The sequence below is a fragment of the Nocardia noduli genome, from assembly GCF_019038455.1.
Taxonomy (GTDB): Bacteria; Actinomycetota; Actinomycetes; order Mycobacteriales; family Mycobacteriaceae; genus Nocardia; species Nocardia noduli.
Window position 1 is genome coordinate 260626 of record NZ_JAFMPL010000001.1, and the last position, 15776, is coordinate 276401.

The 15776-nt window shown below is 66.2% G+C and carries 14 protein-coding genes; 11 read left to right on the forward strand and 3 right to left on the reverse strand.

The genetic code is table 11. The features are described 5' to 3' along the window. Positions 1-864: 864 nt before the first annotated feature. Positions 865-1302, forward strand: coding sequence for a hypothetical protein (locus tag JZ792_RS01305; protein ID WP_216905817.1), 438 nt, complete (start codon positions 865-867; stop codon positions 1300-1302). Positions 1303-1529: 227 nt separating this feature from the next. On the opposite strand, the gene JZ792_RS01310 is transcribed toward JZ792_RS01305, so the two are convergent. Continuing rightward, positions 1530-2459 (reverse strand): NAD-dependent epimerase/dehydratase family protein, encoded by a 930-nt coding sequence (locus JZ792_RS01310; RefSeq protein ID WP_216905819.1) that lies wholly within the window; start codon positions 2457-2459, stop codon positions 1530-1532. A 158-nt stretch (positions 2460-2617) separates the two neighbouring features. Here JZ792_RS01310 and JZ792_RS01315 point away from each other — a divergent pair, with 158 nt between their 5' ends. The 3 genes from JZ792_RS01315 (at position 2618) to JZ792_RS01325 (ending at position 6572) form a co-directional block, all read left to right on the forward strand. After that, positions 2618-3316 (forward strand): TetR/AcrR family transcriptional regulator, encoded by a 699-nt coding sequence (locus JZ792_RS01315; protein WP_216905821.1) that lies wholly within the window; start codon positions 2618-2620, stop codon positions 3314-3316. A 107-nt stretch (positions 3317-3423) separates the two neighbouring features. Beyond that, a complete protein-coding gene (locus JZ792_RS01320; RefSeq protein WP_216905823.1) occupies positions 3424-5460 on the forward strand; it encodes a CocE/NonD family hydrolase in 2037 nt (678 codons plus the stop codon). Between the two features lie 113 nt (positions 5461-5573). Next, positions 5574-6572 carry an AurF N-oxygenase family protein gene (locus tag JZ792_RS01325; RefSeq protein ID WP_216905825.1) on the forward strand — a complete coding sequence of 333 codons (999 nt, stop codon included), beginning with the start codon at positions 5574-5576 and terminating at the stop codon, positions 6570-6572. Positions 6573-6579: 7 nt separating this feature from the next. Here the strand turns inward: JZ792_RS01325 and JZ792_RS01330 are convergent, their stop codons facing one another. Further along, positions 6580-7311, reverse strand: a complete 732-nt coding sequence (locus tag JZ792_RS01330) for a TetR/AcrR family transcriptional regulator (RefSeq protein ID WP_308165099.1) — start codon at positions 7309-7311, stop codon at positions 6580-6582. Positions 7312-7457: 146 nt separating this feature from the next. Here JZ792_RS01330 and JZ792_RS01335 point away from each other — a divergent pair, with 146 nt between their 5' ends. The 3 genes from JZ792_RS01335 (at position 7458) to JZ792_RS01345 (ending at position 9896) form a co-directional block, all read left to right on the forward strand. Next, entirely contained in the window at positions 7458-8822 is a 1365-nt protein-coding gene (locus JZ792_RS01335; RefSeq protein WP_308165100.1) for a flavin monoamine oxidase family protein, read from the forward strand. Positions 8823-9036: 214 nt separating this feature from the next. Then, on the forward strand, positions 9037-9375 hold the full coding sequence (locus tag JZ792_RS01340; protein ID WP_216905827.1) for a histone-like nucleoid-structuring protein Lsr2: 339 nt from the start codon (positions 9037-9039) through the stop codon (positions 9373-9375). 134 nt (positions 9376-9509) lie between these two features. Further along, a complete protein-coding gene (locus JZ792_RS01345) occupies positions 9510-9896 on the forward strand; it encodes a hypothetical protein (protein WP_109525758.1) in 387 nt (128 codons plus the stop codon). A gap of 2 nt (positions 9897-9898) precedes the next feature. Here JZ792_RS01345 and JZ792_RS01350 read toward each other — a convergent pair whose 3' ends face one another. After that, the gene (locus JZ792_RS01350) at positions 9899-11119 is read right to left on the reverse strand and encodes a PucR family transcriptional regulator (protein WP_216905829.1); all 1221 of its coding nucleotides are present in this window, start codon (positions 11117-11119) and stop codon (positions 9899-9901) included. 592 nt (positions 11120-11711) lie between these two features. Between JZ792_RS01350 and JZ792_RS01355 the strand changes: the two genes are divergently transcribed. The 4 genes from JZ792_RS01355 (at position 11712) to JZ792_RS01370 (ending at position 15624) form a co-directional block, all read left to right on the forward strand. Then, positions 11712-11882, forward strand: a complete 171-nt coding sequence (locus JZ792_RS01355; protein ID WP_216905831.1) for a hypothetical protein — start codon at positions 11712-11714, stop codon at positions 11880-11882. 47 nt (positions 11883-11929) lie between these two features. Beyond that, the gene (locus JZ792_RS01360; RefSeq protein ID WP_216905833.1) at positions 11930-13597 is read left to right on the forward strand and encodes a leucine-rich repeat domain-containing protein; all 1668 of its coding nucleotides are present in this window, start codon (positions 11930-11932) and stop codon (positions 13595-13597) included. Positions 13598-13684: 87 nt separating this feature from the next. After that, positions 13685-14338, forward strand: a complete 654-nt coding sequence (locus tag JZ792_RS01365) for a TetR family transcriptional regulator (RefSeq protein ID WP_438804286.1) — start codon at positions 13685-13687, stop codon at positions 14336-14338. Positions 14339-14397: 59 nt separating this feature from the next. Beyond that, complete coding sequence (locus JZ792_RS01370; protein WP_216905835.1) at positions 14398-15624, forward strand: cytochrome P450; 1227 nt, start codon at positions 14398-14400, stop codon at positions 15622-15624. Positions 15625-15776 lie beyond the last annotated feature (152 nt).

The window sequence follows — 15776 nt, forward strand, 5'->3', positions numbered from 1 at the left end:
CCGGTCGGTCCCGTCCACGACGAAGTGGCGTCCGAAGATCTCACAGCGTGATCGGCACCCCCAATGCCATACACCGAATGGCAACACGATAACCCCGCGCTGGAAGCCACTGATTCGGCGAACGGGCCGAGTACCCCGGCCTCCGGCCATCCGTCGTGCGCCATGGTCGCGATCACCCGGTAGGTCGATCGTGTGCCGACAGGACAGGCGGCGCCGCTGTGCAGCGCCGCCCGACGGTCCCGGCCCCGGTGGCTGGAGGGGAGTTCGCGGTGAGTGCACCTGACCCGCGAACACCGCCACCGGGGCCGGCGACCACGAGTCGCCCCGACGATCCGGCACGAAAGGCCTTTTGGTCGGTTGGGTCTGCTGTTGCCCTGTGCGGTGTGGCGGTGAGCCACACCTCGGTGACGGTCCATGGCCACTCGGTCGAGGTGGGCCGGAGGTAGAATACGAGGCTGGTATGTAGTGCCGAAAGCTGCCTCGAACAGGTAGTACTTCACTGGTCGCTCGCTCGGGCGTTCTTCTCGCATAACGATACCCGGGTCTGCTTCGCCAGTGTCGGGGAGGATTGCGAGGGAGGCGTCAACCCTGTAGCGTCCGTCGCATGCAGACTGAGGGGGTTCACACTGCGCGCGGCAAGATTTGGCGCTGGAACAGGAAACGCGCAACTGGGATCGTAGAATCGACAGCCGGTGATCAAATTTGGTTCGGCTTGGATTCTCTTCGAGGAAGAAATTTCGACGCAATCAATATCGGGGATGTTGTTGACGTCGAGTATGAGTTCGCTCGGCAGGACTCGCACGATCGACGTGCGGTGCTCATAACCTGGGTCGAATCTTAAAAGAAACATAAACGGGGGAACAAGTGAATAAGCTGATTTTGGCGTTGGCTTCGGCCGCAACGGCTCTATCGATTCTTGCCGTGCCGGCGGTTGCGGAACCTAATCCTGCGAACCTCGAGTTCACGCAAAGCAAGCCATACAAAGAGTACCAGAACAATGTTGCTCGATTCACCGGTCAGATGGACTATGGCACAGGCACTCTCGCCTGGTCTTTGAAGCTCACCTCATCGACTCAGAATGTTGTCTACGGGTCGATGAGCTGCCGAACTACAATTAACGGTATCTCAGGGTACTCGGACAGCCATCCTGACATTCCGCGTGACTATCTGCTCCACTCGAGTGTTCGGATCGACCGAGGGCGCTGGTATGGCCTGCGGAGCAGGTGCGATTTCAAGGTTTTGACCGATACCGGAATGCAGCCGGGCAATGTCGAGACTTTCGTGGACTTTATTGCGCGATAGGATATTCGACACCAACGGTGCCGGTTGTCCCGTTCGAGGCGGGGCGACTCCGACCGGCGACGGAGCACGAGAACAGATGTCGGTGTCAATGCATACCACTGCATTGACACCGACATTAGAATCGGCCAAGGAAATTCAAACAACACGGCGTTCGGCGAATTGTAAAACAAAATACCTCCCGCTCATGTGTCGGCGAATGTGTCGGGGGCGCACTGGATGGGGTGAACTCACGCTTGGGTTTTCCACCAGGCGACGGTGGCGGCGACGGCCTCGTCCAGGGGTGTGGCTTCCAGGCCGAGTCGAGTCTCGCTGAGGGTGGAATCGAATTCGATCGGTCCGGCGAGGTGGTAGCTCATCTCGGCCATTTCTCGCATGAGGCCGTTGACCGAGCCGATCGCGCGGATCATCCAGGGGGCGAGGGCGGTGACTTTCGGGTCGTCGATTCCGGCGACCTGTCCGATGAGTCCGATCAGTTGACGTTGGGTGATCGCGGGTGCGGTGGGAGCGTGCAGGAAGGAGTTCCAGAGTTCGCGGTCGGTGGCGGCCCGGATCATGGCGGCGGCCAGATCGGGTACGTAGGTGAAGGAATGGGGGAGGTCGATCCTGCCGAGTGCTTTGGCGCGTTTGCCCGCGAGCAGGGGTGCGAAGAGGGTTTCGCCCGCCACCGAGGAGCGGACGTGGGGGCCGAGGAAGTCGGCGGCGGCGACGCTCACGGTCGGTGTGGTGTGGGCTTCGCGGGCGCGCAGTAGGGCGACGCGGACCGCGGGTTTGCCGAAATCGGCGTCGCGGGGGAGGTTTTCGGTGATGCGGCCGGTGACCCGGCCGTAGGAGTAGACGCTTTCGGGGAAGGCGACCACTGTTCCCGCCCGTCCGGCCTCGTCCATGACGAGTTGTTCCATGCCGGGCAGTTCCTTCCACCAGGTGGTTGCCTCGTATTTCGAGGCGTGCACGCAGTGATAGACGGCCGCGGCGCCGTCGAAGCGTCCGGCCAGTTGCCGGGGGTCGCTGATGTCGACGCGCTGACGCTCGACGAGGGGGTGGTCGGGGCCGCCGCCGGACCGGGTCAGGACGCGGACCGTGTGGCCGGAGGTCGCGAGTTGTTCGGCGACGGAGAGTCCGACGGGTCCGGCTCCGGTGACGATATGCAGTGGCGACATGGTCGATCCTTTTCGTTCGTCGCCCCGTTCGGGGGCGGTGATCTCTTTCGAGAGCGACGCTCTCTGGCGACTTCGAGCATGGCCGATGTCCGCCGACATTGTCAAGAGCAGTGCTCTCATTAGTTGACATCGCTCTCTAGTGCGAGCATGGTGGTCCTATGCCGACGACACCCCGCTCCCGCGCTCGCGCCCAGACCATGGAGGACATCGTCAGGATCGGCCGCGAACACCTGGCCAGTGACGGCGCGGCGGCGCTCTCGCTGCGCGCGGTGGCACGCGACCTGGGTGTGGTGTCCTCGGCGGTGTACCGCTACGTCAGCAGCCGTGACGAATTGCTGACCCTGCTCGTCATCGACGGATACAACGCCCTCGGCGACGCGGTGGACGCCGCGCTCGCCGATGCCCCGGACGATCCGGCGCTTCGGCTACGGGTGCTCGGCCGCGCGGTATTGCACTGGGCGCGCGCCGAAACAGCTAGGTACGGATTACTTTTCGGCACACCGGTGCCCGGCTACGCCGCGCCCGCCGAGCAGACGGTCGAACCCGGTACCCGTGTGATCGTCGCCATGCAGGCACTATTCGCCGACGCCCATGCGCGGGGTTTGCTGACTCCGCCCGATCCGCTGCCGCGACTGTCGGGTCCGCTGGCGGCGAGCTTCGCCGCGATCCGGTCGGAATTCGGTCTCGACGTACCGGATTGGCTGATGGCCAGGGGGGTCACGGTGTGGCCCGCCCTGTTCGGCGCGGTCACCTTCGACGTCTTCGATCAGTACGGCGCCGAGACCTTCGCCGATCGCGACGAACTGTTCGAGCTGCAACTCGACGGATTCCTGGACATGCTCGGTTTCGGTCGCTGAATCGCGACACTCGGTGATTGCCTGTTGCCCGGAGGTGTACGCGCCGTTACAGTTACCCGCCAGTAGGCAGGCGATGTCGTCGGTGACATCGGAACGAGTGGGGACTCATGAACAGACGGCGTCGTCTCGTCCGGGTCGCGGTCACCTTCGTGGTGGCGGCGATCGCGATCAGCACCGGTGTGATATCGGCGCAATCCGGGCGGGCGGTGCCGGACGGGGGAGCGCTCGGGGCGCAGTGGACCGCGACGCACGACGGACCGCGCGCCTATCCGAATGTCTTCATCGAATGGGACGTCCCGATCACGATGAGTGACGGCACCGTGCTGAAGGGCAATGTGTATCGGCCCGCCGACGCCTCGGGGCAGCCGATCCAGGAGCGCACGCCCACCATCGTCAACCTGACGCCCTATTCGAAACTCGTGTCCAATGTGGCAGATTCGGCGCTGAGCGTTCCGGTGCTCGGTGACGCGCTGATGGATGTGCTCAACCGCTTCGACCTGTCCGGACTCGGACTCGGCGGGCTCACCGAGATCGCCAAGGCGCTGCCCGCCGGTGCGGCGCGCACGTTCGCCGTCGATCGCAAACTCGTCCAGAGCGGGTACACCCAGGTCGTCGTCGATGTGCGCGGAACCGGTTTCTCCCAGGGGGTCTGGCAGGTCTTCGGCGAGCGCGAGCAGGCCGACGGCGTCGAGGTGGTGAATTGGGCCGCCGCGCAACCGTGGTCGGACGGCAAGGTCGGGATGAGCGGCATCTCGTATTCGGCCATCAACCAGTTGCAGACCGCCGAACGCGGTCCCGAGGCGCTGCGGGCGATCTTCCCGGTGGTGCCGGGCAGCGATCTCATGCGCGATATCGCCGCGACCGGCGGCGGTGTCGGCATCGGTTTCCTGCCGCTGTGGTTGTTCGCGGTCAACAGCACCAAATGGGTGCCCGACGTGCGGTCCATCGTGACTGGCACCTTCGACTGGCGATGGCTCGCCGATCGTGTGCAGGATCCGATGACGTTCTTCGACTACCTGTTCGCCGCACTGACGGTGCCGAGTGTCGACGAGATTCCGCAGAACCTGATGGGGCTGCTCCAGGACAGCACCCCGGTGCGTCAGGCGTGGCTCGGTCATCCCGACCGGATCGAGATCCCGACTTTCGTCTACGGCGGCTGGCACGACATCTTCGCCTACTCCTCCCCTCGGGTCTACGACGCGGTGAACGTGCCCGCCGACCAGAAGAAACTGATCATGGGCGACACCTACCATCTGACCACCGGCAGCGGCCTCGGCCAGCCGGGCGGACCGCCGCGGCTGGACGTGCTGCAACGGGCGTGGTTCGACCACTGGCTCAAGGGCATCGACAACGGCATCGAAACCTACGATCCGGTCACGCTGTGGCAGCAGGGCGGCGGCTGGGTCGGCGGCACCGAATTCCCCCGCGCCGGAGCCGAATACCGACGCATGTATCTCGATCCGGCCGTTTCGGGCACCGCGCGCAGCGCGTACGACGGCACGCTCGCCACGGCTCCCGGCGGCGCGGCACGGCTGACCGTCGCACCCGAACTGCTCACCCTGTGTTCGCGGGATTCGGCCACGGGAACCGCAGGCGTGACCGCGGTGCTCGACGTGTGCGCCAAGGATTCCCGCATCAGCGAGGCGGCCGCGCTGACATTCACCAGCGCGCCCGTCGCCGAGCCGACGGTCATCTCCGGACCCGTTGCGGCCCACCTGAATACGGTACTCGACAGCACCGACGGGTATTGGGCGGTGACGGTCAACGACGTCGCGCCGGACGGCCGGTCGACCGTGTGGACCAGCGGTCAGCTCCAGGCGTCGCTGCGCGCGGTGGACGACGCGAAGGCCACCCGGTCGCCGAGCGGTGACTACACCGATCCCTATCCGGTGCTCACCCTCGACTCGCGTCGGCCGATCGTGCCCGGCGAGCCGACCGTGGTCGATATCGGTCTGGCCGCGACCGACGGCGTGCTCGCGCCGGGGCATCGCCTGCGCATCGATATCTACGCGCTGAACCTGCCGCGTGGCCTGCCGCTGCGGCCGCTGCTCAACGAGAGCGAGCTGAAACCGCAGCATCTGGAACTCGATCCGAGTCGGCCGAGCTGGGTGAACATCCCGGTCCTCGGCGATCCCGGATGGTGAGCGGATCACCGCCGGGTATTGTCTGGGACCGCGAGTCCCATATATTCTGATGCCACGCGCACTACCGCGCATCGCCGACGCCGCACGCCAGCGGCCGGAACGAGGAGGCATCGATGACGCTGTCCGAATCGGTGGGCGCCGAACTGTTCGACCAGAGCTACCGGGACGCGCTGGCGACCCTGTCCGAGGGTTCGGTGCACCGCAAGTTCGACCCCTATCTGGATATCGATTGGGACGGGCCCGAATTCGCCATCGACCCGGATGATCCGCGCTGGATCCTGTCACCGGAATACGATCCGCTCGGTGCGACGAGTTGGTACCGGAATCTGCCGGTGCGGCGCCAGATCGACATCGGCAAATGGCGCGTCGCGAATGTGATCAAGGTCGGCGCGGCCTTCGAGAGCGTATTGATCCGCGGCATGATGCAGTACGTCATGAAGTTGCCCAACGGCGCGCCGGAGTTCCGGTACTGCATGCACGAGATGACCGAAGAGTGCAACCACATCCAGATGTTCCAGGAATTGGTGAACCGCATCGGCGTCGACGTTCCCGGTATGCGTCCACTGTTTCGAGCGCTCTCGCCGTTCATCGGTGTCGCGGGTGGATACGCGCACGTCATCCTGCTGATCGGGGTCCTGGGCGGCGAGGAGCCGATCGACCACTACCAGAAGGCGGTCATCCGCGACGGCGGCAATATCCCGCCCGCGGTGCTGCGCACGATGGAAATCCACATCGCCGAGGAGGCCAGGCACATCTCCTTCGCGGGCGAATTCCTCGCCGCGCACCTGAAGCGGATGAGTGGGCCGGGAAGAATGGCCGCCGCGCTCGCCTTTCCGTTGGCCATGCGCTGGCTGGCCGGGGAGATCATGGCGCCGCCGAAATCGTTCGCCGAGCGTTTCGACATTCCCGACGAGGTGATGCGCGAGGCGTTCTGGGACGGTCCGGAGCAGCGCCGCATCCTGGCCGGCTATTTCGGCGATATGCGCAAACTCGCCCGCGAACTGGGGCTGATGAATCCGGTGACCGAGCGACTGTGGTCGGCGTTGCGTATCGGCGGTGCGCCGTCGCGCTATCGCAGCGAACCGGAACGCCGCATGCGCGAGGTCGCCTGAGCACGCGTCACGGATCGGGGACGGCCAGCCGCTCGAGCAGGGCCAGCAGCGGCTGGTCCGGATCGAGCGCGAGCCGGTGGGCGCGAGCGACGCCGTCGAGCACGCTCCACGCGTAGTTCGCGAGTTCGGCGACGAGCCGATCGCGATCGAGGGCCGGTGCGGGATCGTGCGCCCACCGGGTGACGGTGGCCTCGGTCATCGAGACGATCGCGAAGGTCATGGTGTCGACGACCGGTTCGTCCACGACGCCGACCACCCCGGCCAGTCCGGAGACCAGCCGCCGCGTCCTCGCCGCGATCGAGGTCTGCAAGCTGCTCATCGCGTTCGTCTCTTCCGGATCGCCGACGGCGGGCCCGCGGCGCAGGAATTCGTGCAGCCGGGGATGCCGATCGATCCAGTCGACCACCGCGCCGATGCTGCGGTGCAGGATGTGATGGATGGAGCCGTCGGTGACGTCGAGGGCGGTGTCGAGCGTGTCGGTGAACTGTTCGCAGATCGTGGTCCTGGTCCGGCGATCGAGTTCGTCGCGGCCGGAGAACTGGCGGTACACCACTGATTTCGACAATCCGGCACGTTCGGTGATCGACTGCATCGCCACCTCGGCCCCGGCCGGGCCTTCCTCGAGCAACTCGATGAGCGTCGCCACGATGCGTTCGCGCCGCTGGTCGTTGTGCGGCTGCCAACGCGCCTGCCTGCCGCCCCCGACGGGGGTCGACGCGGGTGACGAGGGGACCGGCACCGGTCGAGTCTAGAACACCGGGCCGGGGCCGCCCGAGACCGTCGGAACACCTCGGCCCCTCGGTGCGGGCTTCGCATTCGGCCGAAGGAGCGACCGCGGACGCATACGGTGTGTATGTCGGATTCGTCGGTTGAAGGTGGATCGTCATGGAGATGTCGACGGAGGTCGTCGTGGTCGGCGCGGGCCTGGCCGGGCTGGTCGCCGCCAGGGAGTTGATCCGGCGCGGCCTGGACGTACTGGTGCTCGAGGCGCGCGACCGCGTGGGCGGACGCCTGCTCAACGCGCGATTGCCGGGCGGCCTGCCGATCGAGGTCGGCGGCCAGTGGGTCGGTCCCGGCCAGAAACGGGTACTCGCGCTGATCCGCGAACTCGGACTGAAAACCTTCCCGACCTTCGACGACGGGTTGCGCATCGCCGAACTCGGCACGGCGCGTTCGGAATACAGCGGACGGATCCCGAGGCTGAATCCGGTGGCGCTGGCCGATATCGCGCAGACGCAGTGGCGGCTGGATCGGATGGCGCGCCGGATCCCCGCCGCGGAACCGTGGCTGGCCGCCGACGCCGAACGTCTGGACTCCCAGACCTTCGCGACCTGGCTGCGCCGGACCGCGCGCACCCGCGACGGGCGGGCCTTCCTCCGGTTGATCACCGAGGCGGTGTTCTCGGCGGGCCCGGAGGATCTGTCGGCCCTGTGGGCCGGTTTCTACATCGGCGCGGCGGGTGGGCTCGACGCGTTGATCGATACCGGGGGCGGGGCGCAGCAGGATCGCGTCGTGGGCGGATCGCAGCGGATCGCCCTCACGCTGGCCGAGGAGCTCGGTGAACGGGTGATACTCGGAGCGCCGGTGGACGGGATCGACTGGGATCCGGCGGGTGTCCGGGTGCGGGCGGCGGGCATCGTCGTCCGTGCCCGTCGTGCGGTGCTGGCGGTCCCGCCACCGTTGAGCGCTCGCATTCGCTACGCTCCCGGCCTGCCCGGTGATCGTGATCAACTCGTCCAACGTCTTCCGATGGGGCGGGTGATCAAGGTGAACGTCGTCTACGACGAACCGTTCTGGCGCCGTGACGGTTTCAGCGGCCAGGCCAACAGCGATACCAGGCCGCTCGGTACGGTTTTCGACAACACGCCGCTCGACGGCGCCCCGGGCGTACTCGTCGGGTTCCTCGAGGGCCGCCACGCCGATATCGGCGCCCGCCTCGGCCACGGCGGCAGGCGCGCGCGGGTGCTGGCCGATCTCGTCGGCTACTTCGGGCCGAAGGCGGGCGACCCGATCGATTTCATCGAAAGAGACTGGGCGGAAGAGGAATTCAGTCGCGGTTGCTACGGCGCGTTCGCCACTCCGGGGACGCTGACCCGATTCGGTCCCGCGCTGCGCGCCCCGGTCGGGCCGCTGCACTGGGCGGGCACCGAAACCGCTACGCGTTGGGCCGGTTACATGGACGGGGCGGTCGAGTCCGGCCTGCGTGTGGCACGCGAGATCGCTCCCGACGCGGTGGAATCGCCCGTCTGAGCGCCGCGACGCCGTCCCGGTGGACCGCGCGCGGTCGTGCGTGCGGAAAGGGGCGGGGACAAGGGATTCGACCCGGCGGAAGTCGGGAACTCGGTTGATGCCATACTTCTGATCCCGAGCTGAACGTGAACGGTCGACGTTCGCGCGCTATTCTGCACACAGCGTTACGGAAAACACCGAAGGCAGTACCGAATACGACACGAGGGGGCTTGCTATGGCCGAGAAGGTGACTGTCACCCTGGTCGACGACTTCGACGGAACTTCGATCGCCGACGAAACCGTTCAATTCTCTCTGGACGGCGTGCATTACGAAATAGATCTGTCGACCGCGAACGCCGCCGAACTACGCGAATTGCTCGGCCCCTGGGTCGAGAATGCGCGCAGGACCGGTGGCCGGACGAAACGTTCGCTCATCACGAAGGTGCCGTCGGCATCGGACCGTGAGCGCAGCGCGGTCATCCGTGATTGGGCGCGACAGAACGGTCACCCCGTTTCCTCGCGTGGTCGCGTCGCGTCCGGCGTGGTCGAGGCATACGAACGGGCGACCGCCTGAGTTCCGTAATGGGACACTTCACAACCTGGATTCACTCGTTTCGGGCTTTTGCTCGAGACAGGCCGGTCGACGCCGATGTGGGGCGTTTTCGCCACTAACGTCGGTGGCGAGTTCGGTGCGGGTGAAGGAGTGCGATGGACGTGGACGGAACGTGCGAGCCCAGGTCGAGTCCGTCCGCGCCGCGCGGGTTCGCAGGTCAGGCGGGTGCGGAGTTCTTCGCGGCATTCCGCGACGGGCTCGATCGCGCGATCGCGATGCTCGACGACCTGGATGAATCGGGTGTCGTGCTGGCTCGGCTGGAATTGGCCGCGGCTCAGCGCGCGCGCGAAGGTGTCCCGATCGAGGCGGTGCGCAGTGCCGTCAGCGACAGCGTTCGAATGTGTTTCGGGCTCATCGAGCCGACCGCGGCGCATTCTGTCGCGGGCATGAAAGTCGATGGTGTCCGCATGGTGGAAGTGTTGGATTTGTTGACCGCGGCTGTCGACCGCGCCTATGGAATGCGGCGCGGAGACGGTTCGTAGTGTCAGGGCACGCGATAGGTCCGGGCAACCAATGCGGACCGCAAGTACCACAAACCGGATGGTTGGGTGGGATCGACTCCGATCAGACTGCCGATTTTCTTCAGCCGGTAGTCGACGGTATTGGTATGCACGTGCATGACGCGCGCGGTGCGCTGGCGATTCAGACTATTTCCGATGTGCAGTCGCAGCGTCTCGAGCAGTTCGGGATGATGGTCGAGCGGGTCGAGCAGCGCGCCGAGATATTCGCGACCGGGCCCCGGCCTGGTGAGCTGGTATTCCAGCGCCATATCGTCGAAGCGGTACAACCCGTTCTCACATCCCAATCGCTGCACCATATCGAGCAATTCGTGGGCCTGGTCGGCGGCTTCCGGAATCCGCTCGGCCGCCGCGTCGACCACGGCGACCGTGATCGGCACGCGCGCGGCCTCGGACAGTTCGCCGACGAGCGCGTCGAGCTGTTCGTGGGAGAGCGCGGTCCGCGGGATCAGCACGGTCCCGCCGTCGACGCTGAGCAGCGACAGCGGCCGGTCCCGGCACGCGGTCGCCAGTCGCGCTTGCACCCGGCGCAGCTTGCGCCGTGCCACCACCTTCGCGTCGAGCCTCGGATCGTGCTCGTCGGGGTGGGCGGGAATCGACAGTGCCAGTACCGAATACGAATCCGCGATCTCGATGCCGCATTCCCTGGCCATGGTCGAGGTGCTGTGGCCGCCGAGCAGCGCGGAGGTCAGGGTGTGCACGGCGGTGTGGTGTTCGCTGACCACCGACCGCAGTTCGCGCACGTAGGCGACCGATATGGCGGTGGTCATCGTGTCGAGGATTTCGAGGACGAGTTTGGTCCCGTCGACGAGATCGCCGAAATCGGTGGTCGTGGCTTTTCCGACCACGAGGTCGAGACCGAGTTTGAACCCCTCGTGGACCGCGTGCAGGATGGTGTCGATCGGCACGCCCTCGCGTGCCCATCCGGCCGCGGCGTGTTCGAGCTGCTCGGTCTTCTCCGGGATGTCGTCGCCGTCGAGCATGCCGACGGCCAACTGGAGACAGACGCGCGTGATGGTGGTGACGTCACCGTCGATCGCCTCGCCGGGCAAGGTCCCGCACGGCGCCACGTTGGCGACGAAGTGACCGACCATACGTCGCGAGAGCGCCCGAACATCTTGCAGCGGGGCCGACATGGGCTGTCCGGCGAGGGTGAGACCACTGCGACTCACGTTGTCGATGGCCATGGTGACTCCTTATACCGCTTCCGACACGCGATTCGGGGTGCGGACGCACACCCTGTCCTCGCCGTCATGGGCTCACACCCTACCGCCCGCGTCGCGCGGCTGTGGCGCGGTGGGGTATCGGGTCACGAGGCCGCCTCGCATCGTTCCCGAACGGGAAAACGTTTCACATATTGGACACTCGATTATGAGATCTTGATCACTGCGATGGTCGTTCGTTCCGCCGGTGAACACGTTGTCGGCCCGACCCGGAAATCGCGTTCTCCCACGTCGGCGAACTTCTGGCGTCCCGGCGCCGCTCGATCGCCCCGTGGGCTCGTCGCCGGCGAGCGGAGGCGGGCGGTTCGCCGTCGAAGCGGGCAGCCCTGCGGGTCCGCGGATTGGTTTATCGTCGGCGTCGGTCCTGGCCGTAATGCGCACAATGGTTGGTGCGTGGACGATGTCGGCCGGGTTGCCGGTTTGTCCGAACAGCAGTCGTCATCGGGGACGACTCACACACGTACCGAGGTCGACCTTGCGCCACATTCCCTGCCCGAAGCGTGACGGATCCGGTGAATCCGGGAACCGCCCGGTGCTGCCCCGTCGAGTATCGGTGATGACGCAGCCGCCCGTGCGGCTCGAGGTTCCCGACGATCTGGTGGTTCGTGCGGCGAACGCGTTCACGGTGTGGGCGATCACCGACTACGACTGGGACAACTTCGACGCGCTGTTCTCTCGGGATACCACCGGCACCGATCGCAATCGTGGAATACGCGGCGTCGGTTGATATTCGACGAATCGTGACGAGGTCGCTCATCGGTTTACCATGCGCCGATGACTCCCACCACGTCGCTGATGGACTATCGCGTCATCACCGCCGAGGAAGCACAACAGCGTTTCTCGGTCTCGGCACACATCCAGCACCCGTTCCAGGATTTCGGCGACGAACAGGAGATCCGCCTCTACGAGAGCGGGCTGCGCGTCGAGGGGTCGATCAGGCCGGAGTCGGACGGCGACTGGGTGCCCTACAACGTCATCGTCGCCGGTGATCTGACGGTCACCGACGATATCGACTGGTGGGATCACGGCGGCGGCAACTTCCTGCTCGTCACCGGAAACGCGCGGGCCCGCAACATGATCCTCTTCGGTTGTCCCGAAGTCGCGGTGCGCGGCGATCTGACCCTCACGGGCGGAATCCACGGCAGCTACGGCGACAACGGCGGTGTACTCGCCGTAAAAGGCCACGTCCGAGCCGAATTCGTCATCAGCACCTCCTATTTCTGCATGTCCTTCTCCGGTCAGCCCGAGGCGCTGTTGGTCGCCGACCCCTATCGCGTCGACTGCCCGGTCGACTTCGAGGACGACGAACTGCTCGACATCGCCCTGCCGGAAGTGATGGGAAAGGATGGCACGCCCGACGAACGCCTGATCCGTACCGCGATGCGGGCCGGTCGTCCCGTCCTGCCCGCGGGGCTGCGGCCGAGTCATCTGGCGGTGCTGGACGAACTGCGGGAATCGCTGCCGCGGGCGCGGGAGGTGACCGAACTGGACCTGTCCGGCCGGAAGTTGCGTGAACTGCCCGTCGAGTTGCTGGAGTACTCGAACCTTCGGGTGCTGTCCCTGGCGGGTAACGACAGCCTCGGCGGTGCCGCCACCACCGGCGAACGACTCGGAGCGCTGTCGGCGCTGGCGAACCTGGAGGAATTGAATCTGGCATCGACGGGGCTGACCGGTCTGCCCGACGCCATCGGCGCCCTGCGTGCCCTGCGGGTGCTCGACATCTCCGGCAACGTCTTCGAGTCGCTGCCCGAGCGGATCGGCGAGTTGTCCACGCTGGAAGTACTGCGGGCGGCGCGGCTTTCGTGCCCGGTTCCCGAAGGGCTCGGTCGGCTGACCGGATTGCGCGAACTGGATCTGTCGTCGCTACAGCCGGGGGACTACAAGAGCAGGGTCGAATTCCCGATGGCCGTCACCCGGCTGACCGGCCTGCGCAGGCTCGACCTCTCGCACGTATGGCTGACGACGGTGCCCGACGACCTGCTCGCCCTGACCGAACTGGAGGAACTCGACCTGGGCGGCTCGCTCTCGGCGATCCTGCCGGGTCTGCCGCGACTGGACCGGCTACCGCGTCTGAAAGTGCTCCGGGTCAACGGCAGCACCCCGTGGTCGTTCCAGCCCGAACCGCCCCGCGAACTGCTCGACCACATCTGGGCGATCACCACCCTGGAACACCTGGCGATCGACCGCTGGGGCGAGAAGTCCGCGGCGGGCCGGGTGCGGCGTCCCGGGCTCACCGAACTGCCCGACGACGCGTTCGCCCGGATGCCGGGCCTGCGCAGGCTGGATCTGGCCTTCAACGACCTGACGACGCTGCCCGAGTCGTTCTTCGGACTGCGCCGTCTGGAATCGGTGGACCTGCGCTACGTCGAACTGGACGAGCCGACGCTCGAGCGGCTTCGCGCGGACTTTCCCGACCTGCGCGCGCGACTGGGGGACGGCTAGGACCGCCGCCGCCCGCACCGCTGTCTCCGGAATCGGGATCTCGAAAGCATCGAATATGCCTATCTACTAGTGGTAATCTGATTACCAGTGAGTGAGAGTATCGGCTCCACCGACGGCGGGAAGGGGCGGGTCGCATTGGCCGAAGGCCACGATGTCGTCATGGAGTCGGCCCTCGGGCAGGGTGAGTACCGCATTCGCGAGACCGTCGTCGAACTGCTCGAGGTCCAGGGGTACGAAGCGATCCAGGTGCGCGAGGTCGCCCGGCACGCGCGGGTGTCGCTGACCAAGATCTACAAGCTGTACGGCACCCGCGACGACCTCATCCTCGCGGCGCTGGACTGGTGGATGGCGCGGAACTGCTACGCCGGACTTGCCGAATACTCGGCCGCTCCCGGCGAATCCCTGCACACCGCGCTCATGCGGGTACTGCGACCGATCTTCGAACCGTGGGAGCGTCATCCAGGACTGCTGGTCGCCTACTTCCGGGCCCGCGCCTCGGCGAGCGGGGAAACCTTGATGAGTCACGGCATCGAGGCCGTCTTTCCCGCCGCGATGGCCGCCCTGGAGGACGTCGACCTCGGATTCATCCGGGATCTCGACGCGATACTCACCAGCCTCGTGTACGGGCTCATGGGTCGTTTCGCGGCCGGGGAGATCGCGGTCACCGATATCGTCCCGGCGATCGACCGCACCATGTTCTGGCTCACCGCCGGCTACGACACCGTCCGCGCGCGACCATGACCGCATCTTTTCCGCCACAGCCACAGCCCGACATCGACGTCACGAGAAAGCCCGACAGCATGACCGAAACACACGCACAGCCCTCGACCGTGGTGACCGAACCGGCGCCGGTGTACTGGGATCCCTTCGACCGCGACATCGCCGGCGACCCCTACCCCGTCTATGCCCGGTTACGCGCGGAAGCCCCCCTCTACTACAACGAGAAACACGACTTCTACGCGCTGAGCCGCTACGAGGACATCGATCGCGCGCTGCTGGACTGGAAGACCTTCTCCTCCTCGCGCGGTCCGATCCTGGAAATCATCAAGGCGGGCATCGAGATTCCGCCCGGCACCCTGCTGATGGAGGATCCGCCCGCCCACGACATCCACCGGGCGTTGCTGCGCAGTGTGTTCACTCCGCGCCGGGTGCTGTCGCTGGAACCGCAGATCCGCGAGATGTGTACGCGCTCACTGGACCGGCTCGCCGGACTCGATCACTTCGACCTCATGACCGAATTCGCGAACGAGGTGCCGATGCGCGTGATCGGGATGCTGCTGGGGATTCCGGAGGAGGATCAGCAGGCGGTCCGCGACCGCGCCGACGAGAATCTGCGCACCGAACCCGGCCAGCAGATGCGGGTGTCGGACAAGGCGATTCCGCACGCGGACCATTTCGCGCAGTACATCGACTGGCGCGCCGAACACCCCTCCGACGACCTGATGACAGAACTGTTGCGCGCCGAATTCGTCGACACCGAGGGCGTGACGCGCACGCTGACCAAACAGGAGATCCTCACCTACGTCTCGGTCGTCGCCGGTGCGGGCAACGAGACGACGGCCAGGCTGCTCGGCTGGCTGGGTTCGCTGCTGGCCCGCCACCCCGACCAGCGTGCCGAACTCGTCGCCGACCCGCGGCTGATCCCGAACGCGATCGACGAGGCGCTGCGCTTCGAACCGACCGGGCACGCGATCGCCCGCTATGTCACCACCGACGTCGAGTTCTACGGCACCACCGTGCCCGCGGGCAGCGCGATGATGCTGCTGATCGCCTCGTCGAACCGCGACGCGGACCGCTGGTCGGACCCCGACCGGTTCGATATCCATCGCAAGATGAACAACCTGCGCACCTTCGGTTTCGGCACCCACTTCTGCCTCGGCGCGGCCTTGGCCCGGCTGGAAGCCAAAGTGGCGCTGGAGGAATTCCTCGCCCGGTTCCCGAGCTGGGATGTCGACTGGGACCGGATCGCACTGTCGTCGACCTCGACGGTGCGCGGCTGGGAAACCCTGCCGATCACCGTGGGCTGAGCGGGACCGCCTACCCCCGTAGCCGTTGCGGCCCCGACGGCTACGGGGTGCCCGGCCGACAGCTCACCGAAGTCCCCGCCACGAGGGCCATCGTGCCCTTACCTCGCCGATGTCCACGGTGCGACCGTGAAACGACATCGAACAGAGGACGG